This window comes from uncultured Xylophilus sp. (assembly GCA_913776965.1).
Lineage (GTDB): Bacteria > Pseudomonadota > Gammaproteobacteria > Burkholderiales > Burkholderiaceae_C > Xylophilus.
The window spans coordinates 78,332-100,867 of sequence record CAJYQL010000064.1 but is presented as its reverse complement, the minus strand read 5'-3'; the positions used below and the strand labels follow the sequence as shown (position 1 = coordinate 100,867).

General features: G+C 72.0%; 17 protein-coding genes. 5 read left to right on the top strand and 12 right to left on the bottom strand.

Features of this window, described 5'->3' with window-relative positions:
* Positions 1-2: 2 nt before the first annotated feature.
* From QZ500_RS10045 to QZ500_RS10030, 4 genes are all read right to left on the bottom strand, one after another.
* Complete coding sequence (locus QZ500_RS10045; protein ID WP_295854580.1) at positions 3-974, bottom strand: tripartite tricarboxylate transporter substrate binding protein; 972 nt, start codon at positions 972-974, stop codon at positions 3-5.
* Between the two features lie 52 nt (positions 975-1,026).
* Entirely contained in the window at positions 1,027-2,277 is a 1,251-nt protein-coding gene (gene tcuB / locus QZ500_RS10040; RefSeq protein WP_295854577.1) for a tricarballylate utilization 4Fe-4S protein TcuB, read from the bottom strand.
* Positions 2,261-3,691 (bottom strand): FAD-dependent tricarballylate dehydrogenase TcuA, encoded by a 1,431-nt coding sequence (gene tcuA / locus QZ500_RS10035; protein WP_295854699.1) that lies wholly within the window; start codon positions 3,689-3,691, stop codon positions 2,261-2,263. The genes tcuB and tcuA overlap by 17 nt, the downstream gene beginning before the upstream one ends.
* Before the next feature lie 204 nt (positions 3,692-3,895).
* The gene (locus tag QZ500_RS10030; RefSeq protein ID WP_295854574.1) at positions 3,896-4,840 is read right to left on the bottom strand and encodes a LysR family transcriptional regulator; all 945 of its coding nucleotides are present in this window, start codon (positions 4,838-4,840) and stop codon (positions 3,896-3,898) included.
* Between the two features lie 62 nt (positions 4,841-4,902).
* Between QZ500_RS10030 and mnmA the strand changes: the two genes are divergently transcribed.
* The gene (gene mnmA, locus QZ500_RS10025) at positions 4,903-6,042 is read left to right on the top strand and encodes a tRNA 2-thiouridine(34) synthase MnmA (protein ID WP_295854573.1); all 1,140 of its coding nucleotides are present in this window, start codon (positions 4,903-4,905) and stop codon (positions 6,040-6,042) included.
* Between the two features lie 121 nt (positions 6,043-6,163).
* Positions 6,164-6,937 carry an expansin EXLX1 family cellulose-binding protein gene (locus QZ500_RS10020; protein ID WP_295854570.1) on the top strand — a complete coding sequence of 258 codons (774 nt, stop codon included), beginning with the start codon at positions 6,164-6,166 and terminating at the stop codon, positions 6,935-6,937.
* Between the two features lie 129 nt (positions 6,938-7,066).
* Here the strand turns inward: QZ500_RS10020 and ssb are convergent, their stop codons facing one another.
* Both ssb and QZ500_RS10010 read right to left on the bottom strand, forming a co-directional pair.
* Complete coding sequence (gene ssb / locus QZ500_RS10015) at positions 7,067-7,600, bottom strand: single-stranded DNA-binding protein (protein WP_295854568.1); 534 nt, start codon at positions 7,598-7,600, stop codon at positions 7,067-7,069.
* 135 nt (positions 7,601-7,735) lie between these two features.
* Positions 7,736-8,923, bottom strand: coding sequence for an MFS transporter (locus QZ500_RS10010; RefSeq protein WP_295854697.1), 1,188 nt, complete (start codon positions 8,921-8,923; stop codon positions 7,736-7,738).
* Between the two features lie 269 nt (positions 8,924-9,192).
* Between QZ500_RS10010 and QZ500_RS10005 the strand changes: the two genes are divergently transcribed.
* Together QZ500_RS10005 and uvrA are read left to right on the top strand one after the other, a co-directional pair.
* On the top strand, positions 9,193-10,773 hold the full coding sequence (locus tag QZ500_RS10005; RefSeq protein WP_295854565.1) for a diguanylate cyclase: 1,581 nt from the start codon (positions 9,193-9,195) through the stop codon (positions 10,771-10,773).
* Positions 10,774-10,838: 65 nt separating this feature from the next.
* Positions 10,839-13,904 (top strand): excinuclease ABC subunit UvrA, encoded by a 3,066-nt coding sequence (gene uvrA, locus QZ500_RS10000; RefSeq protein ID WP_295854562.1) that lies wholly within the window; start codon positions 10,839-10,841, stop codon positions 13,902-13,904.
* A 63-nt stretch (positions 13,905-13,967) separates the two neighbouring features.
* On the opposite strand, the gene QZ500_RS09995 is transcribed toward uvrA, so the two are convergent.
* From QZ500_RS09995 to QZ500_RS09980, 4 genes are all read right to left on the bottom strand, one after another.
* Positions 13,968-15,260 (bottom strand): MFS transporter, encoded by a 1,293-nt coding sequence (locus tag QZ500_RS09995; protein ID WP_295854560.1) that lies wholly within the window; start codon positions 15,258-15,260, stop codon positions 13,968-13,970.
* Positions 15,253-15,798 (bottom strand): hypothetical protein, encoded by a 546-nt coding sequence (locus tag QZ500_RS09990; RefSeq protein WP_295854556.1) that lies wholly within the window; start codon positions 15,796-15,798, stop codon positions 15,253-15,255. The genes QZ500_RS09995 and QZ500_RS09990 overlap by 8 nt, the downstream gene beginning before the upstream one ends.
* A 56-nt stretch (positions 15,799-15,854) precedes the next feature.
* Positions 15,855-17,000, bottom strand: a complete 1,146-nt coding sequence (locus QZ500_RS09985; protein ID WP_295854553.1) for an SLC13 family permease — start codon at positions 16,998-17,000, stop codon at positions 15,855-15,857.
* 155 nt (positions 17,001-17,155) lie between these two features.
* On the bottom strand, positions 17,156-18,343 hold the full coding sequence (locus QZ500_RS09980; RefSeq protein ID WP_295854551.1) for an NAD(P)/FAD-dependent oxidoreductase: 1,188 nt from the start codon (positions 18,341-18,343) through the stop codon (positions 17,156-17,158).
* A 130-nt stretch (positions 18,344-18,473) separates the two neighbouring features.
* On the opposite strand from QZ500_RS09980, the gene QZ500_RS09975 reads away from it, so the two are divergent.
* Positions 18,474-20,984 (top strand): ATP-dependent DNA helicase, encoded by a 2,511-nt coding sequence (locus QZ500_RS09975; protein ID WP_295854549.1) that lies wholly within the window; start codon positions 18,474-18,476, stop codon positions 20,982-20,984.
* 81 nt (positions 20,985-21,065) lie between these two features.
* On the opposite strand, the gene QZ500_RS09970 is transcribed toward QZ500_RS09975, so the two are convergent.
* On the bottom strand, positions 21,066-22,025 hold the full coding sequence (locus QZ500_RS09970) for a tripartite tricarboxylate transporter substrate binding protein (protein ID WP_295854547.1): 960 nt from the start codon (positions 22,023-22,025) through the stop codon (positions 21,066-21,068).
* A gap of 130 nt (positions 22,026-22,155) precedes the next feature.
* On the bottom strand, positions 22,156-22,326 hold the full coding sequence (locus QZ500_RS09965) for a hypothetical protein (protein WP_295854544.1): 171 nt from the start codon (positions 22,324-22,326) through the stop codon (positions 22,156-22,158).
* Between the last annotated feature and the right edge of the window lie 210 nt (positions 22,327-22,536).

Here is a 22,536-nt window from a genome sequence, read left to right as displayed (position 1 = left end):
CCTTATTCGGCGGTGATCTTGCGTTCCTTGACCACCTTGTTCCACTTGTCCGACTCCTTGCGCATGAAGGCGGCGAGTTCGGGGCGGGTGGTGGGCTGCGGCGTCAGGCCGTGCTTGTTGAGCGCGTCCTTCACGCCCGCGTCGTTCAGCACCTTGACGATCTCGGTGTTCCACCGGTCGAGCAGCGGCGCGGGCGTCTTGCCGGGTGCGACGAAGGCGTACCAGTTGAGCGCCTCGAAGCCCGGGTAGCCGGCCTCGGCGACCGTCGGGATGCCCGGCAGGTAGGCCGGCCGGGTGAGGCCGGTGGTCGCCAGCGGCACCAGCTTGCCGGCCTCGACCTGCGGCATCGCGGTGGGCGGTGCCGAGAAGTACGACGCGACCCGCTCGCCCAGGATGTCCTGCAGCGCCGGGGCCCCGCCCTTGTAGGGCACGTGGACCATCTCGATGCCGGCGCGCTGGTTGAAGAGTTCGCCCGCCAGGTGCGACGCCGAGCCGGCGCCGGTGGAGGCGAACTCGACCTTCTCGCCCTTCTTGGCGAGCGCGACGAACTCCGCCAGGTTCTTCACGCCCAGCCCCTTGTGCACCACCAGCACGTTCGGGAAATTGACGCCGCCGGATACCGGCGCCAGGTCCTTGAACGGGTCGTAGGGCAGCTTCATCAGGTGCGGCGCGATGGTGAGCGGCCCGATCGAGCCGAACAGCAGCATGCTGCCGTCGGCCGGCCCGGTGGCGACGAACTGGTGGGCGATGTTGCCGCCCGCACCGCCCTTGTTCTCCACCACCACCGACTGGCCGATGTTCTCGCCGAGCTTCTTGGCGATCAGGCGCGCCGCCGCGTCGGCCGCACCGCCGGGCGCGAAGCCGACCACCAGCGTGACCGGCTTCTTCGGCGGGAAGTCCTGGGCGGAGGCGGCGAAGGGGGCCGCGGCAGCGAGGGCTGCGGCGGCGGTGGCGAGGAAGAGGCGCTTGTGCATGTCGTGCTTTCGTGAATCGGGGATTTGTCTCGGGATACGGCCGGCCGGCCGCTCAATCGCTGCCGAGCTGGAGGCGGTTGGGCAGGCGCTTCTCGATGGTGTGCTTCAAGAGCGCCGCGCTGCGGAAGATGCCGTGGGCGAACTTGCCGTAGGGCAGCGTCAGGAACAGCGCCATCACCACGCCCAGGTGCACCGCCAGCAGCAGCGCCATCACCGAGGTGTCGCGCAGTGCCAGCAGCGCCAGGCCGGTGATGCTGGTCAGCAGCAGCAGCGCGATGAAGCCGCGGTCCATCGGCCGCTGGGCCTGGTCGCCGTGCTGCGGATCGCGCCGCAGGTTCAGCCACAGCAGCCCGGTCGGGCCGACCACCAGGCCGATGCCGCCCAGCGTGCCGAGGATCACCGGCAGGCTGGTGAGCGCATAGGGCGCGTGCAGGTCGAGCAGGTAGTGGTAGAGCGTCGCCACGCTGGTCGAGGCGAAGCACAGCAGGAAGCCGTAGAAGGTGAAGTGGTGGAAGCGCCGGCGCCAGAGCGTGAACGCGTCGTCCTCGTTGTTGCAGCCTTCGCCGTGGCCGCCGCCCAGGTACTTCAGCCGCAGCACGTCGTGCGCCGCCTCGGCCGCGGCGGCGGTGCGCACCTCCGCGATCTCGGGACCGCGGCCGGGCTGGTGGTCGTGGCCGGGCGAAACCTCGCGCCAGAAGCGCCGCACGCCCATGCCGAGCGCGAACACCACATAGCCGAACACCACGCCGAACACGGCGGCCAGGAAGTTGTGCGGGAAGATCGCATAGAAGTTGCCCGCCAGCGGCTCGTGGATCAGCGATCCGCTCATCGCCACCGCCAGCACCAGGAACAGCGCCAGTCCACCGGCCAGCGCCATCGCCACGGTGAGCCCGTTGCGCTTGTACAGCGCGCCGAGCGCGGGCGGCCAGGCGTAGTCGTGGTAGGTCTGCATGCGGACCTCGGCCATCGCCTTCGGCACGTTGACCGCGAACTCGTGCGGCGGTGCGTACTGGCAGGCATGCAGGCAGGCGCCGCAGTTGTGGCAGAGGTTGGCCAGGTAGTGGGTGTCGGCCTGGCCGAATTCCAGCCGGCGCGTCATCGCGGGGAATACTGCGCAGAAGCCTTCGCAGTAGCGGCAGGCGTTGCAGATCTGCAGGATGCGGGCGACTTCCTTCTCGCCGGCCGACAGCAACAGCGCGGGGCGGATCGGGATCACGCGGGGGTTGACGGACGCGCGGCCGTCGAGGCCGACGGCATCGGTCTCGGCCTGCACGCTGCGCACCAGTTCATCGAGCGGCGGCATGGGCGAATTCCTCGTCGAAGGCAGGGTGGTGGAAACCGGCCGAGCGCGCTGCGCCCACGCCGGCGATGCGGCCAAAGGCCGTGCCGATGCTCATGCCGACGCCGGCGGTGTAGCCCTTGCCGAGCACGTTGCCGGCCATCATCTCGCCGGCCACGAACAGGTTCTCGCTCGGCACGCCGCCGAAGCGCACTGCGGTGGTCTCGTCGACCTTCATGCCCAGGTAGGTGAAGGTGATGCCGGGCTTGAGCGGGTATGCGTAGAAGGGTGCCGTGTCGAGCGGCCGCGCCCAGTGGGTCTTGGCGGGCGACACGCCCTCGGTGTGGCAGTCGTCGAGCGCGGTGTGGTCGAAGGTGCCGACGCGGCAGGCGGCGTTGTAGTCGCCGACCGTCTTCAGGAAGGTCGGCACGTCCAGGCCGATCTGGCGGGCCAGGTCTTCCAGCGTGTCGGCCTTGGTGCCGTCGAACACCGGCGGCATGAAGCGGCCGATCGCCTTCTGGTCGATGATCGAATAGGCCACCTGCCCCGGCTGCTGGGCCACCAGGCGGCCCCAGATCGCATAGCGCTTGGGCCAGAAGTCCTCGCCCTCGTCATAGAAGCGTTCGGCATCGCGATTCACCACCACGCCGAGCGACACGCAGTCGATGCGGGTGCAGATGCCGCCGTCGTAGAGCGGCGCGCGCGCATCGATCGCCACGCAGTGCGCCTGCGTCGGGTCGCCGATGCTGTCGGCGCCGGCGTCGAGCATGAACTTCAGCAGCACGCCCTGGTTGAAGCGGGTGCCGCGGATCAGGAAGTTCTCGGCAGTCCATTCGCCGCGCGCGTTCTGGCCCCAGGCCTCGCGCTGCCAGGCGAGGTTGGACTCGAAGCCGCCGCAGGCCATCACGCAGGCCTTGGCTTCGATGCGCTCGCCGGATTCGGTGATGGCCGCCATGAAGCGGCCGCCGTCGAGTTCGAGCCGGGCGACGGGCGTGTCGTAGCGCACCTGCACGCCCAGCTTCTCGGCGCTCCGGTAGTAGGCGTTGACCAGCGCCTTGCCGCCGCCCATGAAGAACGCGTTGGTGCGGGCGACATGCAGCGCGCCCGAGAGCGGCGGCTGGAAATGCACGCCGTGCCGCCGCATCCACGGCCGGCAGCGCGACGAATGGCGGATGACGAGCCGCGCCAGCGCCTCGTTGGTGAGGCCGCCGGTGACCTTCAGCAGGTCCTGCCAGTATTCCTCTTCGGGATAGGCCTCGACCAGCACGTCCTGCGGCGCGTCGTGCATGCAGCGCAGGTTGCGCACATGCATCGAGTTGCCGCCGCGCCAGGCACGCGGCGCGGATTCGACCAGCAGCACCGAGGCGCCGGCCTCGCGGGCCATCAAGGCCGCACAGAGCGCGGCGTTGCCGCCGCCGATGACGAGGACATCGGGCATCGCGGTCATGGCTGGGGCCGGCGCGGATGTGCGCCGGGGGAACAATGGGCGCGCGGGGCCGCGCCGGTGCGCACGGGGCGCGAATGTTGTAGGTATCTCATGGGGAGGCCAGACTGTAGGCGCCGCCGCCGCGGCCCGCCAGACCGGCGGGGGCCATGGGGCCATCGGTTTTTGTGATGGCTCCCCGCCCAGGAAGCAACCGGATCAGGTCGGCGCGACCAGTTCCGCGCCCGGCCACTGGCCGCCGGCCACCAGCGCGCGGGCGGTGTCGCCCAGCACCACCCGGGCGGCCAGCGCGGCCGGTGGCAGTTCGTCGTCCGACAGGCTGCAGACGGCGTTCAGCCGGCGGGCCTGCCGGTCGGCCAGCGGCGCGAGGCGGAAGCGCGTGGCCGCGTCGGCGAACCGGCCGACCGCGGCGCCCGGCTGCACCGTGGCCCCGATTCCCAGGTCCACCGCGTCCATCAGCATGGCCAGCGAATCGATCTCGGCCACCAGCCGCAGCGGGACCCGCGCGCGCAGGAACGCGGCGTCGATCGTCGCGCGCAGGCCGTGCGAATGGGTCGGCAGGATCAGCGGCAGCGCGGCGAGCGCCCGCGTCGTCACCGGCCGGCTCTGCGGCGGCGCGCCGGCGGGCAGATGCGCCCGCGCGCGGATCAGCAGCAGTTTTTCCTCCAGCACTGGCAGCACGCTCCAGCGCCGGCCGACCTGGGTAGAGAACAGCACCGCCAGGTCGAGCTGGCGGGCGTTGAGCATCGTCGCCAGGTGGCCCGACAGCGCCTCGACCATGTGCAGCCGCACGTCGGGATACCGCTCCCGCATCGCACGCAGGAAGGGCATGGCCAGCACCGCCGCGGTGGTGGGCGCGAGGCCCACGCTCACCGTGCCCGACAGCCGCGCCTGCTGCGCCGCGCGCTGGGCCTGCTCGGCATGGCGCAGGGTCAGTTGCGCCTCGCGGAAGAAGGCGGCGCCAGCTTCCGTGGGCAGCACGCCGCGGGCACTGCGCTGCAGCAGCCGGGCCGAAAGTTCGCCTTCCAGCCGGCTGATCTGCTGGCTGAGCGCCGACTGCACGATGCCCAGCTCGCCCGCGGCGCGGCTGATGCTGCCGAGCTCGACGGTGCGCACGAAGTAGCGGAGCTGGCGCAGTTCCATGACAGGGCGGCAATCCCGCGTGCCGGCGGGCGGAAAAGGGGGCCCGGGATAATCGCACACCTATGTCCCGTCACCGCATCGTCGTCGGCCTCTCCGGAGGGGTTGACTCCGCCGTCACCGCCCATCTCCTTCAGCAGCAGGGCCACGAGGTCGTGGGCATTTTCATGAAGAACTGGGAAGACGACGACGACAGCGAGTACTGCTCGTCGAACGTCGATTTCGTCGATGCGGCGGCGGTGGCCGACGTGCTTGGCATCGACATCGAGCATGTGAACTTCGCGGCCGACTACAAGGACCGCGTCTTCGCCGAATTCCTGCGCGAGTACCAGGCCGGCCGCACCCCGAATCCCGACGTGCTCTGTAACGCCGAGATCAAGTTCAAGGCCTTCCTCGACCATGCGATGCGGCTGGGCGCCGAGAAGATCGCCACCGGCCACTATGCGCGGGTGCGCCTCGACGATGCCTCGCAGCGCTACCAGCTGCTGAAGGGCCTGGACCCGTCGAAGGACCAGAGCTATTTCCTGCACCGGCTGAACCAGGCCCAGCTGTCGAAGGCGCTGTTCCCGGTGGGCGAGCTGCACAAGACCGAGGTGCGCCGCATCGCCGCCGAGATCGGGCTGCCGAACGCGAAGAAGAAGGATTCGACCGGCATCTGCTTCATCGGCGAGCGGCCGTTCCGGGAATTCCTGAACCGCTACATCGCCCATGCGCCGGGCCCGATCCGCGACGACACTGGCCGCACGCTGGGCCGGCACCAGGGCCTGTCGTTCTACACACTCGGCCAGCGCCAGGGGCTGGGCATCGGCGGGGTGAAGGACAAGGGTGCGCAGAAGGGCGGCGGCGAGCATGCGCCGTGGTTCGTCGCACGCAAGGACGTCGAGCGCAACACGTTGTACGTGGTGCAGGGCCACGACCATCCGTGGCTGCTGTCGCACCGGCTCGCCGCGGGCGACGCGAGCTGGGTCGCCGGCTCACCGCCCGCGCCGGGCGCCTATGCGGCCAAGACCCGCTACCGCCAGGCAGATGCCGGCTGCACGCTGTCGGCCGACGGCGGCCCGACCGCCGACCGTTTCGCGCTGGACTTCGCGGACGCCCAGTGGGCGCCGACGCCGGGACAGTCGGCGGTGCTGTACGACGGCGATGTGTGCCTGGGCGGCGGCGTGATCGACCGGGTGGACCGCGCCGATACGTCACAGTCGTAACAGGGCGCAACGGCCGCTGCAGCCTGGGCGGCTGCATGTCGACATGATTGGTCACAAGGTTTCCGGCGAACAGGGTCCGGCCCCGGCGAATACTCCGCGGCCTTCTCTACAGCGTCTTTCCATGCCCCGACTGTTCCGCGCCGCCGCTCCCTTTTTTCTGGCCAGCCTGTCTGCCTGCGGCGGTGGCGGCGGCGATGGCGGACCGGCGGCAGAGCCCGCACCGGGTGCGCAGGCGCCCTCGCCCGCACCGGCACCATCGCCCGCCCCTGCTCCGGCCCCTGCTCCGCCCCCGACCACCGCCGGCGTGATCCGCACCGGCAATGCCACCTACTACGACGCCACCGGCGCCGGCAACTGCGGCTTCGATCCGAGCCCGGGCGACCTGCGGGTCACCGCGATGAACGCGCCCGACTACGCCAACAGTGCGGTCTGCGGCGCCTACCTCGCCGTCTCCGGGCCGCGCGGCAACGTCACGGTGCGGGTGACCGACCGCTGCCCCGAATGCCCGACCGGCCACCTCGACCTCAGCCAGCAGGCGTTCGCCCGCATCGCCGATCCGGTCGCCGGTCGGGTGCCGATCCGCTGGCAACTGGTGGCAGGCGACGTGCAGGGGCCAGTGCAGTACCGCTACAAGGAAGGCAGCAGCCGCTACTGGGTGGCTTTGCAGGTGCGCAACCACCGCTGGCCGGTGACGGCGCTCGAGATCCGGCCGGCGGGCGCCACCGCGTGGACGCCGGTGGCCCGGATGGACTACAACTATTTCGTGTACCCGCAGCAGATCGCCGACGGTCCGCTGCAGGTGCGGATCACGGCCGTGACCGGCGCGGTGCTGATCGACACGCTGCCCGCCCCCGCCAGCGCGCTGCAGGTGGCCGGCGGCGGGCAGTTCCCCTGAGCGTCGGCCGACCGCCACGGCGTGCGGCGGAGCGATGGCGACAACCTGCCCCGCGGCACCGGGCATGAAAAAACCCGCCGCTCGCAAGGAGCCGGCGGGTGTCGATCCCTGCGCGCAACGCGCTTGACTTCAGAACGGAATGTCGTCGTCCATGTCGTCGAAGCCCGACGACTGCGGTGCGCGGCTGGGCGCCGGCGCGGCGCGGGGTGCGGGCGCGGCCGAAGGACGGGGGGCCGGTGCCGGTGCGCGGCGCGGCGCGCTGTCGTAGCCGCCGCCACCGCCGTAGCCGTCGTCTTCCTGCGACGAGGACGAGGGGCCGCCCTGGCCTTGGCGGCTGCCGAGCATCTGCATCTGGTCGGCACGGATCTCGGTGGTGTAGCGCTCGGCGCCTTCCTTGTCGGTCCACTTGCGGGTGCGCAGTTGGCCCTCGACGTACACCTGCGAGCCCTTGCGCAGGTACTGCGCCGCAATTTCGGCCAGCCGGTCGTTGAAGACGATGCTGTGCCATTCGGTGATCTCGCGCATCTCGCCGCTCTGCTTGTCCTTCCAGCGGTCGGTCGTGGCGACGCGGATGTTGCAGACCTGGCCGCCGTTCGGGAAGCTGCGGGTCTCCGGATCGCGGCCGAGGTTGCCGACGATGATGACTGTGTTGACGGATGCCATGGTGCTCTGCCTGTGCTGGGAGATGAGGGAAATGGAAGCTGGCGGGCCGCGGCGGCGCGGGGCCGGCGGGCGCGGCGCCGGAGCGCGCCATTGTGCCGCATCGACCTGCGCCGGAGGTGCCGGCCCGCTGCCCGCCTAGTGGAGCGTCCGGCCGACCGGCCGCAGTCCCCAGGTGAGGGCCAGCCATCCCAGCGCAAGAGCCAGCGTGGCCGCGAACAGGCCGACCGGCCCGGCGCCATGCACAAGGGCGCCGCCGACGGCGCCGCCGGCGAACAGCCCGAGCGACTGCAGCGTGTTGTAGAGCCCGAGCGCCGCCCCCCGTAGCGGTGCCGGCGCCATGCGCGACACGAGGCTCGGCTGGCTCGCCTCCAGCGCATTGAAGCCGCAGAAGAAGACGAACAGCAACAGCCCGAGCGGCCAAAGCCCGCCGCCGGCGCCCGGCCCGGCCCAGGCCAGCGCCAGCAGGCCGGCCTGCACCACGATCACCAGCCCGATCGAGCCGAGCAGCACCGCCCGCAGGTGGCCGCGCCGCTCCAGCGGGAACAGCGCCCCGCCCATCACCCCGAAGGATGCCAGCACCGCGGGCAGGTAGATCCACCAGTGGTGCTCCTTCGGCAGGCCGGCCTGCACCATCATGGCCGGCACCGCCACCCACATCGCGAGCTGGACCGTATGCAGCGCGAACACGCCGGCGTTCAGCCGCAGCAGGTCGCGGTGGGCCAGCACGTCGGCGAGCCGGCCGCGCGGCTGGCCGGCGCCGTGCGGCTGCTCCGCCGGCACCCACCACACGACGGCGGCCACGCCCGCCAGCGCCAGCAGCCCGGTGAAGGCGAACAGGCCCGACAGGCCTATCCAGCCCGACAGCGCCGGCGCAACCACCAGCGCCAGCGCGAACATCAGGCCGATGCTGCCGCCGACCAGCGCCATCGCCTTGGTGCGCACGATCTCGCGGGTCTGGTCGGCCAGCAGGGCGGTGACGGCGGCCGAGACCGCACCGGCGCCCTGCAGCGCCCGGCCCGCCACCAGCCCGGTCAGGCTGTCGGCCAGGGCGGCGACGAAACTGCCGAACGCGAAGACCAGCAGACCGGCGACGATCACCCGCTTGCGGCCGAACCGGTCGGACGCCAGCCCGAACGGCATCTGCAGGCAGGCCTGGGTCAGGCCGTAGATGCCCATCGCCAGGCCGACCAGCGCCGCGTCGTCGCCGCCGGGATAGCGGCGCGCCTCCAGCGCGAACACCGGCAGCACCAGGAACAGGCCGAGCATGCGCAGGGCGAAGATCGACGCCAGGGACACGGCGGAGCGGCGCTCGCTGGGCGTCATCGCGCGGGCGGACGGCGCACCGGCAGCGGGCGGCAGGGCGGCGGAGGAGGCGGCGGCAGGATCGGACACGGCAGGGACAACCGGGACGCGGAGCCCGTGGGCACGGGCTGCGCAGGACGGGCAGACGGAGAAGGGACGAGGGACAGGACAGGCCGCAGACGGATCGGGCCGCGGCGAGCCGCATTGTCCGCCAAGCCGCCGGTCGGGCCTCCGCGGCCGCGGGTCCGGCTTCTATTTCCCTTCCGGTACGTGCATGTTGTAATTTTCATATGCAGATGCCGTACGACCTCGACCCCGTCTGGAGCGGACTCTCCCAGGCCTGGGACGATGTGGGCACCCAGCCTGCGGACATCGCCCACTGGGCGGTGCTGATGCTGCACTGCGACCGGCTCGGCACCCTGGCGGAGGAGCATGGCCTGCCGGACGTCCTCGCTGCGCTCGCACCGCTGCTGCTGCGGCTGGAAGCCGTGTCGACGCCCGACGAGCGGGACGTGGCCGAGGTCGAGCAGCTGTGGCTGGCGCTCGAAGCGGCGGTGCAGCAGGCGAGCCTCCAGGCACGGGCGTTCCAACGGCCGGCCGGCCATCGCCGCAAGGGCGAACTGCCGCTGATCGTCGTCATCGGCGGCCACGATGCCGCGGCGCGCGACGCCCTGCTGCACATGGAGCACTACGGCTACCGGATGGCCCAGTACACCGATCCCCGGGAAGGCGCTGCCGCGGCGGTCCGGGGCGGCGCGGTGGCGGCAGTGGTGGACATCGGCGACGGCTTCGACAGCGGCACGGCCGAAACCGTCGCGACCCTGCAACGCCGGGGCATCCCCTGGTGCGCCATGGCCGGCCACGGCAGCTACGCCCTGCGGCTGGAGGCGGTGCGGCACGGCGCGCTGTTCTATTTCGTGGCCCCGCTGTCGATCGACGCGATCGCCGAGGTGGTCGATCCGGTCGCCTTCCCCGCGGACGAGGAACCTTTCCGGGTGCTGCTGCTGGACGACTCCCGCACCGTGCTGGCCAGCGTGCGGACGGCGATGGCGGCCTATCCGGACGTGCGGCTCGGCATCCTGAGCCAGCCGGAAAAGGTGCTGGACGTGCTGCAGTTCTTCACCCCCGACGTGCTGCTGCTCGACATGCACCTGGACGGCTGCAGCGGGCTCGAAGTGGCGAAGATCATCCGCCAGCACAAGGCCTTCGAGTCGGTGCCGATCGTCTACATGACCAGCGACCGCAGCGAGGCGGCGCAGCAGGCCGCGATGCGCCAGGGCGGCGACGACTTCCTGGTCAAGCCGGTGCCCACCGTGCAGCTCTACGAGGCGATCACCCAGCGCGCCCGTCGTTACCGCGGACTGCGCCGCCTGATGGAGCAGGACAGCCTGACCGGCCTCTACAACCACGGCAAGACCAAGGCGCTGCTGCAGCAGAGCCTGGCGCAGGCCGAGCGGCAGGGTGTCCCGCTGACCTACGCGCTGATCGACATCGACCACTTCAAGCGGATCAACGACAGCTACGGCCACGGCACCGGCGACAAGGTCATCATGACCCTCGCCCGGCACCTGCGGCGGCGGGTGCGGGCGACCGACATCGTCGGCCGCTACGGCGGCGAGGAATTCGCGCTGGTGCTGCTGGACTGCGGCCCGGACCAGGCGCTGGCGCTCGTCGAGAGCATCCGCGACAGCTTCGCCCGGGTGTTCCACACCTGCGACGAGGGCATCTTCACCGCCAGTTTCAGCGGCGGCATCGCCTGCTATCCGCAGTGCCCTGACACGGCCAGCCTGATGAGCCAGGCCGACGAGGCGCTCTACGCCGCCAAGCGCGCCGGCCGCAACCGGGTGCAGGCCAGGGACGCGTCCGCCTGACCGGGCGGCGGATGGGGCCGCAGGTCCATGCCCGCCTGCGGCGGTGCGGCCCCGCCCTGACTATCATGGTCGGTTTCCCCGCGGACGCGCCCACCTTGACCCTCCCCTCCCCCGCTGCACCGGACGACGCCGATGGCCGCTACTTGGCGCGAGCGCTGCGCGAGCAGCGCATCAGCATCCGCGGTGCGCGCACCCACAACCTGAAGAACATCGACCTCGACATCCCGCGCCACCAGCTGGTGGTGATCACCGGACTGTCGGGATCGGGCAAGTCGAGCCTCGCGTTCGACACGCTGTACGCCGAGGGCCAGCGCCGCTACGTCGAGAGCCTGTCGGCCTATGCGCGGCAGTTCCTGCAGCTGATGGACAAGCCCGACGTGGACGTGATCGAGGGCCTGTCGCCCGCGATCAGCATCGAGCAGAAGGCGACCAGCCACAACCCGCGCTCCACCGTCGGCACCGTCACCGAGATCCACGACTACCTGCGGCTGCTCTACGCCCGCGCCGGCACGCCGCACTGCCCCGAGCACGGCGTGCCGCTGCAGGCGCAGACCATCTCGCAGATGGTCGATGCGGTGCTGGCGCTGCCGGCCGAGACCAAGCTGATGATCCTGTGCCCGATGGCGCGGGACCGGAAGGGCGAATTCGCCGAGCTGTTCGCCGAGATGCAGGCGCAGGGCTACGTGCGTTTCCGGGTGGATGGCCGGGTGGTCGAGCACGAGAACCTGCCGGCGCTGAAGAAGACCGAGAAGCACGACATCGACGTGGTGATCGACCGGGTGAAGGTGCGGCCCGACATGCAGCAGCGCCTGGCCGAGAGCTTCGAGGCGGCGCTGCGGGTCGGCGGCGTCGAGGGCGGCGGCCGGGTGGTGGCGCTGGAGATGGACACGGGCGTCGAGCACCTGTTCAACGCGCGCTTCGCCTGCCCGATCTGCAACTGGTCGATCGCCGAGCTGGAACCGCGGCTCTTCTCCTTCAATTCGCCGGTCGGCGCCTGCCCGGCCTGCGACGGACTGGGCGTGCAGGAGGTCTTCGACCCGGAACGGGTGGTCGCCTTCCCGTCGCTCTCCCTCGCGGCCGGCGCGATCAAGGGCTGGGACCGCCGCAACGCCTTCTACTTCGCGATGCTCGAAAGCGTCGCGGCGCACTACGGTGTCTCGGTAGACACGCCGTTCGAGGAACTGCCCGACGCTGTCCGCCAGGTCGTTCTGCACGGCTCGGGCGACGAGGAGATCCGCTTCGCCTACACGCTCGCCTCCGGCCCGCAGAGCGGCAAAAAGCTGGGCAAGAAGCATCCGTTCGAGGGCGTCATTCCCAACATGCAGCGCCGCTGGCGCGAGACCGACTCGACCGCGGTGCGCGAGGAACTCGCCCGCTACCGCGCCACCCAGCCCTGCCCGGCCTGCGACGGCGCGCGGCTGCGCATCGAGGCGCGCCACGTGCGGCTCGGCGAGGGCACGGGCGCGCTGCCGATCCAGGACGTGAGCCGCATGACGCTGCGCGACAGCCAGGCGCATTTCGGCGCGCTGCGCCTGGCCGGCGCCAAGGCCGAGATCGCCGACAAGATCGTGCGCGAGATCGGTCTGCGGCTGAAGTTCCTGAACGACGTCGGCCTCAATTACCTGAGCCTCGACCGCAGCGCCGAGACGCTCTCGGGCGGCGAGGCGCAGCGCATCCGGCTGGCCAGCCAGATCGGCTCGGGCCTGACCGGCGTGATGTACGTGCTCGACGAACCCAGCATCGGCCTGCACCAGCGCGACAACGACCGGCTGATCGACACGCTGCGCCACCTGCGCGACATCGGCAACAGCGTGATCGTGGTCGAGCACGACGAGGACATGATCCGCGCCGCCGACCATGTGATCGACATGGGGCCGGGCGCCGGCGTGCACGGCGGCCGGGTGATGGCGCAGGGCACCTACGACGAGGTCAAGGCGAACCCGGATTCGCTCACCGGCCAGTACATGGCGGGCATCCGGACGATCGCGGTGCCGGCGCACCGCACCGCGTGGTTGCCGGTGGTGCGCGACGACGCGAAGGCCGAAGCCAAGGTCGCGAAGAAGACCGGCAAGGCGAGCGCCGCCGCGGTCGCCTGGGCCGAACGCCAGGCCGCCCACCGCGCCACCCAGGGCGACCTGCAGGCGCTGCGGGTAGTGAACGCCACCGGCCACAACCTGCGCGGCGTGAGCGTCGAATTCCCGGTCGGGCTGTTGACCTGCGTGACCGGCGTGTCGGGCTCGGGCAAGTCCACCCTGGTGAACGACACGCTCTACGCCGCCGTGGCGCGCCAGCTCTACCGCGCCCACGAGGAGCCGGCGGAGCACGAGGCGATCGAGGGCATCGAGTACTTCGACAAGGTGATCAACGTCGATCAGTCGCCGATCGGCCGCACGCCGCGCAGCAACCCGGCGACCTACACCGGCCTCTTCACCCCGATCCGCGAGCTGTTCGCCGAAGTGCCCGCCGCCCGCGAGCGTGGTTACGGCCCGGGCCGCTTTTCCTTCAACATCGCCGGCGGCCGCTGCGAGGCCTGCCAGGGCGACGGCATGGTGAAGGTGGAGATGCACTTCCTGCCCGACGTGTACGTGCCCTGCGACGTCTGCCACGGTGCGCGCTACAACCGCGAGACGCTGGAGGTCCAGTACAAGGGCCGCAACATCGCCGACGTGCTGGCGATGACGGTCGAGGCGGCGCACGGCTTCTTCGGCGCGGTGCCGTCCATCGCCCGCAAGCTGCAGACGCTGCTGGAAGTGGGCCTGAGCTACATCACGCTCGGCCAGGCCGCGACCACGCTCTCGGGCGGCGAGGCGCAGCGGGTGAAGCTGGCGCTGGAGCTCAGCAAGCGCGACACCGGCCGCACGCTCTACATCCTCGACGAGCCGACCACCGGCCTGCACTTCGCCGACATCGACCTGCTGCTGAAGGTGCTGCACCAGCTGCGCGACGCGGGCAACACCATCGTCGTGATCGAGCACAACCTGGACGTGATCAAGACCGCCGACTGGGTGATCGACATGGGCCCCGAAGGCGGTGCCGGCGGCGGCACGGTGGTGGCCGAGGGCACGCCCGAGGACGTGGCGGCGCACCCGGCGAGCCACACCGGGCGGTACCTGCAGCGCTACCTGGGATAGAAATACGGCCCCAGCGCAGGCGGCGCCTGCGCTGACAGCTACGATTTCGATAGCGACGTGCCGTCAGGCGGCGTGCTCCGCCACCTTCGGCGCATGCCGCTGCACCCAAGCGAACACCGGCAGCGCCAGCAGCGCCGCCGCCGACAGCGCGAGGAAGGCGAAGCCGAAGCGCTGTTCGGCGCCGACCACCGAGTTGGCGAGCGTGGGGCTCAGCGCGGCACCGATGCCCTGGAGCGTCATCACCCAGCCGAGCGCGGTGTTGAAGCGGCCGCTGCCCTGGGTGAAGCGCTGCACCAAAAGCGGCGTGGCGACGCCCATCGCGCCGGCGGCCAGGCCGTCGAGGATCTGCACCGGGATGTTGCCCCAGCTGTCGGCGATCAGCCAGGCGAGCGCGCCGCGCACCGGCAGTACCAGGATCGCCGCATAGACGAACCACGACACGTCGAACCGCCGGCTACGCGACACCCAGAGCGCCACCGGAATCATCGTGAGCTGTGCGATCACGATGGCGATGCCGGTCCAGAGCAGCGGTGCCGAGTCCGGCACGGTGGCGGCCAGCCGCTGGTTGAGCAGCGGCAGCATCGCCGCGTTGCCGAGGTGGAAGCACAGGCAGGTCAGGCCGAACAGCAGCAGCGGCCGGTTGGCCAGCAGCGCCCGCCAGCCGCCGTCGCTGTCGCGCTCCACCGTCTCGCCGAGCGTTTCGGGCGATTCGCAGCCGCGCGCGGCCTGGTGGTCGATGTCGGCGGCGCGGATCGACAGGGCCGACAGCATGACTCCGACCGCCATCGCCCCCATCACCGCCAGGATCCACGGCGCGCCGAACCAGTGGGCGGCCAAGCCGGCACCGATGGCGGACACCATGTTGCCGGCGTGGCTCCAGGCCTCGTTGCGGCCGGTCTGCCGCTTGAAGCCGGTGGCGCGCACCAGGCCGAGCGTGAGGGCGGCCATCGTCGCGGCCAGCAGCGCGCCGGCCACGCCGGTCACCACCTGAGAGGCCACCAGCCAGCGGCCGTCGAGGGTGGAGAACGCCACTGCGCTGGCCGCGAGGATCGCCACCGCCGCGACGACGGTCAGCGCCCGCTTGGCGGTGGAGCGGTCCACCCAGGCGCCGGCGAACGGCGTCATCGCCACGGCCGCCAGACCGCCGGCGGTCATGGTGTAGCCGATCAGTTCCTGCCGGACCCGGTTTTCCTGCAGGTAGGTGGCGAGGAAGGGCCCCAGGCCGTCGCGCACGTCGGCCATGAAGAAGGCGAGCAGCGTGAGCGCCACGAGGGACCGCGGAAGCGCTTCGGCGCCGTCCGTAGCGGCACCGGAGCCGAGCCCGCGGCCCGGCGACAGGGCGGCGGCTTCAGCCACGGTCGGCCTCGACCGGCCGGCCGTTGACCGTGCGGGCTTCCATCACCCTCCCGGTGCCGCCTGCGAGCGGACGCACCTCGCCCTCGGCTTCGACCGTGTCGCCGACCTGCAGGCCGAGCCGGGTGAAGCCGCCGGGCTTGACGTGCACGAAGTCGCCGCTGTCGAGCACCACGCCGTTGGGCGCGCCGTGCTTGGCGTAGTTCAGGCGCACCACCCGGCCCTGCACCGGCTGCGGCGCAGACAGGGCGTGCGGATGGCCGTCCACCGATACCAGCCGCTCCAGAGCGAACACCTCGTGCGCCGGCTCGCCCTTGGACGACGCCTCGGCGGCAGTGCCTTCGAGCACCACCGCCTGGCCCGGCTGCAGGGCCGCCAGCGCCGTAGCGGCCGGATGGTGGGCCTCGAACACGAACTGCGCCGGGGCGCCGTCGCAGTCGATCAGCACGCCTTCGACCGTGCCCTTGGGGCCGTAGACCGGATGCTGGAAGCGGCCCTCGACGGACCAGACATCGATTTCGCGGGGGGAGGAAGCGGACATGGGCATCTTTCTGGAAGGTGGGGGAAGCACAGGAAGGAACGGATCGGTCGGGGCCGTCACCCGAGCCGCAGCAGCAGCGCCGACACGGCGCACACCAGCAGGAACGGAATACTGATCGTGTGGAAGGCGCGCAGCCCGTGCGGCAGCCGGGCGAGCCGCAGCGCGATCAGGTTGGCGAGCGAGCCCAGCACGCAGCCGAAGCCGCCAACGCTCACGCCCGCGGCCAGCGCCGGCAGGTCGCGCACCGGGCCGTCGAGCAGGATCGCGGCCGGCACGTTGCTGATCACCTGCGAGGCCGCGATCGCCGCCAGGTAGGCGCGCCAGCCCTCGGCGATCGGCGCGTCGCGCAGCAGCGCCGCGACCGCGGACAGCTCGGCGAGCTGGCGCAGGTCCACGAACATCAGCGCGATGATCGCCAGCAGCGCCCAGTCCACGCCGCGCAGCACCCGCGGGAAGAACACCAGGAAGGCTCCGAAGACCAGCGCCAGGCCCGCCGGCAGCCAGTGCCGCTCCAGCGCGACGACGAAGGCGACGAACAGCACGCCGGCGAGCGCCAGCAGGCGCGGCTGGACGGCGGTCGGCGCGGTGGCCGGTCGCAGCGCGATCGGGCTGCGCGGCACCAGCAGCCACACCGCGACGAACAGCCAGAACAGCATGACCGCGACGGTCGGCGCCATCATTGCCATGAAGCCGAGGAAGCTGTCGCCCGAGCGGTGCCAGAGATAGAGGTTCTGCGGATTGCCGATCGGCGTGAGGGCCGAGCCGGCGTTGACGGCCAGCGCCTGCAGCACCACCAGCCGGGCCAGCGGCAGGTCGGCCTGGGTGGCCAGCACCCGCGTCAGCGGCACCAGCAGGAACAGGCTCACGTCGTTGGTGACCAGGGCCGACAGGACCGCCGCGCCGCCGGTCAAGAGCAGCGCCAGGCTGCGCAGGTCGGTCATGCGGCCGAGCAGCCGCTGGGCGGTGGCCTGCAGCATGCCGCTCTTCTCCACGCCCTGCGTGATCGCCAGCAGCCCGGCCAGCGCGCCGACCGTCTGCCAGTCGACCAGCCGCAGCAGTTCCATCGGCGGCCGTGGGCGCAGCACCAGGAACAGCGCGGCGACCGCCAGCAGCACCCACAGCAGGCCGTTGCCGCCGGCGGGTGCGCCGTCCTCCGGGGCCGTCGGCGAGGCAGGCGGTCGGGCGGCGACAGGGTCAGTCATGAGGCAAAAGGGTCAGATGTGGCGCAGCGGGCAGGCGCGCAGTGTGGGCCGAATGGCGCACGCCGGGCTGTAGGCGAAAGCCGGCAACCGGAGCAGATGGGCTGCATCGGACGCGGGATCGCGCGCCTGCGGCGGCAGCGCGTCGCGGCGGAGCGTCAGGTCAGCGGCGGCGGCTCGGCCAGGCTGCGCTGCATCGCCCAGCGCACGCCGGGCAGCCGCCGGCCACCGGCGAAGGCGAGGTCGCGCAGCCAGCCGCCGCGGTCGGCCTGGAAGCAGGGCGTGAGCAGCCGGCTGAGCGTCTGGTAGGCGCGCGACGGGCCGAGGCGGGCCCGCTGGTAGGCGGCGAGCCCGTCGGCCAGGGTGGTGTGGCCGCGCAGCCCTGTGGCCAGGCCGAGCGCGTCCTGCAGCGCGAGCGTGGTGCCCAGGCCGAGCTGCGGGCTCATCGCATGCGCGGCGTCGCCCATCACCGCGAACGGCGCCCGCGCCATCGCGCGCGGCCAGCTGTGGCGGTAGACGGCCAGCGCCAGGTCGTCGTGCCGCACGATCTGCTCCAGGACCGGCGCGGCCTCGGGCCAGAGCCGCCGCTCGCCGTCGCGCCAAGCGGCCAGGTCGCCGGTGCGCCAGGCGTCGTAGCGGTCGCGGCGCAGGCTCCAGAACAGCGACAGCCGCAGGCCCTGCGGCGTCGCCTCGGTCGGCAGCAGGCCGACCATCTCGCGGGTGCCGCGGAAACGCTGCAGCAGCACGTCGGCCTGCGGCCAGTCCGCGACGGTGAACTGGCCCCACAACGCGCCCCAGGCGTAGGGCCGGGCGGCGGCGGCCAGCCCGGCGGACTCGCGCAGCGTGGAAGCGGCACCGTTGGCGACCACGCAGAGGGCATAGCGTTCGTCGCGGCCGCCGATGCGCAGCACGGCATCGGGCCCGTCGCGGCCGAGGGTGTCGATCGGCTGGCCGAAATGCACCTGCGCGCCGGCCGCGATGGCCGCCCCGTGCAGCAGCCACGACAGCCGGGCCCGGCTCACGCCGCGCGCCGGGCGGCGGGCGAAGTCCAGGTCCACCAGCGTCCAGCCGCGGTGCGCATGGCCGAGCAGCCGGGTGACCGGCACGCTGACCGCGGCGAAGGCGTCGGCCAGGCCGAGCGCGGCCAGCGCCTCCAGGCCCTGCGGCTGGATCAGCAGGCCGGCGCCGACCGGTGCGAGGCCGGGGTGGCGCTCGAATACGTCGACCGCATGGCCGTCGCGCGCCAGGGCGATCGCTGCCGCGAGCCCGGCCGGACCGGCGCCGGCGATCGCGATACGTTGGGGGGTGCGGGACGGGTGGTACGGCGGGGCGGAGCGGGTCGGCATGCGCGAAGGGTAGGCGATGCGGTGCCGCATCGCAGGATTCGACGGAAAAACGCCTCCTGCGCCCGTAGGGCTTGCGCAACGCGCTATCGAAACAGGAGCACCCCTCTGCCCGCTACCATCGACTGTCGTTATGTCCAGTACGCCCGCCACCCCGCTCCCGACCGTCGCCGTGCGGGCGCTCTGCGCCTTCGGTGCGCGGCGGGGTGACCTGGACCGGCGCTTCACGCCCTCCCCCACCGCCGAGGACGGCATCGCCGGCCATGCCGCGATCGCCGCCCGCCGGCCGGCCCACCACCGCAGCGAGCTGGTGCTGTCGGGCGACTGGCGCGGCCGATTGACCGTGCGCGGCCGGGCCGACGGCTTCGACCCGCAGGCGGTGCGGCTGGAGGAGATCAAGACGCACCGCGGCGACCTGGCGCGCCAGCCCGCTAACCAGCGCCACCTGCACTGGGCGCAGGCGCGGGTCTACGGCTGGCTGCTGTGCCAGTCGCAGGGGTTGCCGCAGGTCGAACTGGCGCTGGTCTACGTCGATATCGCCGACCTGCGCGAGACTGTCTTCGCCGAGACCTGGACCGCCGAGGCGCTGCACGCGGAATTCGATGCCCTGTGCGCCGGCTACGTCGCCTGGGCCGACCAGGAGCGCCGCCACCGCGCCGCGCGCGATGCGGCGCTGGCGGTGCTCGCGTTCCCGCATCCGGATTTCCGTGCCGGCCAGCGCGGGCTGGCCGAGGCGGTCTACCGCACCCAGCGCAGCGGTCGGGTGCTGATGGCGCAGGCGCCGACCGGCATCGGCAAGACGGTCGGCACGCTGTTCCCGGCGCTGCGCGCCTGCCCGCCCGCCGGGCCGGACCGCCCGGGGCTGGACCGGCTGTGTTTCCTGACCGCCAAGACCTCCGGCCGGCAGCTGGCGCTCGATGCGCTGGCGCTGCTGCGCGGGCCGGCGGTGCCGGCCGCCCCGGGCGCCGATGCGGCTGCCAGGACGGCCGTGGACCGGGTGGATGCGGCCGCCGGCGCAGGTGGTGCCGACGGCGCGGGCGATGCGGGCCCTACGCCGGCCGCATCCGCGCCTACGTCGATCCGTGTCGCTGACGATGCGGCTGGCACGGGCGACGCGGCCCCCGCCGGGACCGCTGTCACGCCGCCCCGCCTGCCGCTGCGCGTCCTCGAACTCGTCGCCCGCGACAAGGCCTGCGAGCACCCGGACCGCGCCTGCCACGGCGCCTCCTGTCCGCTGGCGGCGGGCTTCTACGACCGGCTGCCCGCCGCCCGCGCCGCGCTGGCCGCGGGCGACGGCTTCTGGGACCGCGCCGGCGTGCGTCGCGCCGCCGCCGCACACCGGGTCTGCCCCTACTACCTCGCGCAGGAGATGGCCCGCTGGGCCGACGTGGTGGTCGGCGACGTCAACTACTGGTTCGACGCCAGCGCCCTGCTGCCGGCCCTGGCCGCCGAGAACGACTGGCGCTGCGGCCTGCTGGTGGACGAGGCCCACAACCTGGTCGAGCGCGCCCGCGGCATGTACTCCGCCGCGCTCGACCCGGCGGCCCTGCACGCCGCCCGCGCCGCCGCCCCGGCCGCGCTGCGCACGCCGCTGGAGCGACTGCGCCGCGCCTGGAAGCCCCTGCTGCCGCCGGACGACGCGCCCACCCAGGAGCACGACGCCGTGCCCGCCGCCTTATGCCGCGCGCTGCAGCAGGCCGCCACCGCGATCGCCGACCACCTCGCCGCCGAACCCGACACCACGCCCGGCGGCGCGCTGCAGCGGCTGCTGTTCGACGCCGCGCGCTTCCTGCGGCTGGCCGAATCGTTCGGTGCGCATTCGCTCTGCGACGCTACCCGCCAGGCGCCGCCGCCCGGCGTGCGCGGCGGCCCGGCCGCGGTGCTGCACCTGCGCAACGTGGTGCCCGCGCCCTTCCTCGCGCCCCGCTGGGCGGCCGCGCGGTCGGCGGTGCTGTTCTCGGCCACGCTGGAGCCGCAGGCCTTCCACCGCGACCTGCTCGGCCTGCCGGCAGACGCCGCCTGGATCGACGTACCGCCGCCCTTCGCCGCCGCTCAGCTGCAGGTGCGCGTCTCCCGCGACATCTCCACCCGCTGGCCCGACCGGGCGCGCTCGCTGCCGGCGATCGTGTCGCTGATCGGCGCGCAGTACGCCGCGGCGCCCGGCCACTACCTCGCCTTCTTCAGCAGCTTCGACTACCTGCGCCAGGCCGCCGACGCGCTGCGCGCCGCGGCACCCGACATCCCCGTCTGGGAGCAGTCGCGCGGCATGGACGAAGCCGCCCGCACCGCCTTTTTGCAGCGCTTCGTGCCGGCCGGCCGCGGCATCGGTTTCGCGGTGCTCGGCGGCGCCTTCGGCGAGGGCATCGACCTGCCGGGCGACCGGCTGGTCGGCGCCTTCATCGCGACGCTCGGGCTGCCGCAGGTCAACCCGGTCAACGAGCGGATGCGCGACCGGATGCAGGCGACCTTCGGCGCGGGCTACGACTACACCTACCGCTTCCCCGGCCTGCAGAAGGTGGTGCAGGCTGCCGGCCGGGTGATCCGCACGCCCACCGACCGCGGCGTGCTCTGCCTGATGGACGACCGCTTCGCACGGCCCGAGACGCGGCGGCTGCTGCCGGCGTGGTGGGCGCTGCCGGATTGACGGCGGCGGGCGGCGGCACCGTCGGCGCTAAAAAAGGGCGCAGGCTCTGCGGCCGCGCCCTTCGGGGTCGGAATATGCCCTTTACTCGAGCGTGGCGCCCGACGCCTGCACGATCGCCTTCCACTTCTGGTAGTCGGTCTTCAGCAGGCTGCCGAACTGCTCGGGCGTCATCGCCTGCGGCTCGGCGCCCTGGGCCAGGATCGCGTCCTTCATCTCCTGCGTGGCGAGCAGCTTGTTCACCTCGCCGTTCACCCGGGTCACGATGTCCTTCGGCGTGGCGGCCGGCATGAAGAGGCCGTACCAAGTGCTGACGTCGAAGTCCTTGTAGCCGGACTCGGCGACCGTCGGCACGTCCGGCAGGGAAGAACTGCGCTTGGCCGAGGTGACCGCCAGCGCCCGCAACTTGCCCGCCTTGAGCTGACCCATCGCCGACGGCACCGACGACACCATCAGGTCCACGTTGCCGGCCAGCACGTCCACCATCGCGGGGTTGGAACCCTTGTACGGCACGTGGCGCAGCTTCACGCCGGCCGCGCCGTTGAAGATCTCGCCGGCCAGGTGGATCGTGGTGCCGTTGCCGGGCGAGCCGTAGGTGATGGTGTCGGGCGCGGCCTTGGCGGCGGCGACCACGTCGGCCAGCGTCTTGAAGCGCGAACCGGCGGCGGTCACGATCACGACCGGGGTGTAGGCGACGTGCGCCACCGCAGCCAGGTCGCGGGTCGGCTCGTAGCTGAGGTTCTTGTAGAGGTAGGGCGCGACGACCAAGTTGTCCTTCTGGCCCATCACCATGTCGTAGCCGGTCGGCGGCGCCTTCACCGCCTCGGTGATGCCGATGGTGCCGCCGGCGCCCGCCTTGTTGTCGGGCACCACGGTCCACTTGGTGGCTTCGGCCAGCCGGGTGGCGACCAGCCGCGACAGGATGTCGGTGCCGCCGCCCGGCGGGAACGGGACGATCAGGCGGATCGGCTTGGTGGGATAGGTCTGTGCCTGGGCGCCGACGGCGAACGCCAGGACGGCGAAGGAAAGCAACTTGCGGATCATGCGAGGGAACCCCGGAATCAGGATGGAACGGCAGCGCATCCGGGTGCGGATGCGGCAGGGGCGCCATTGTCGGCGGCCCTGCGATGTCTGCCCAGGCGTGCTTTCCCTCGCCTGCCCGCAGAGCGCTGGATCAGGACGGGTCCTTGCTGCGGGTGCGCGCGACGGCGCTGAAGATGCCGATGCCGAGCAGGATCAGGGTGCCGATGCCGATGTAGAGCTGCGGCACACCGGCCACCACCGCGGCCCAGATCAGGCCGCCCAGGAAGATCGCGAATCCAACCATGTACAGGGCGAAAGACATGAAAAGCTCCTCTTGCCGGCTGCCGGCGAGTTGTAGTGGAGCGGATTCTTCCCATGATCCGCATACCTGTGCTGTAGCGGCGCGTACCCAGATGCCGTCGTCCGATTCCTACCGTCCCGACCATCCGGCAGCAGCAACGCGAGCTCCATAATCCGCGCTCCTGCGGCCCCTTGCCGTCCGTCCACCCTTAGAGAGGCGCACGCGCGCACG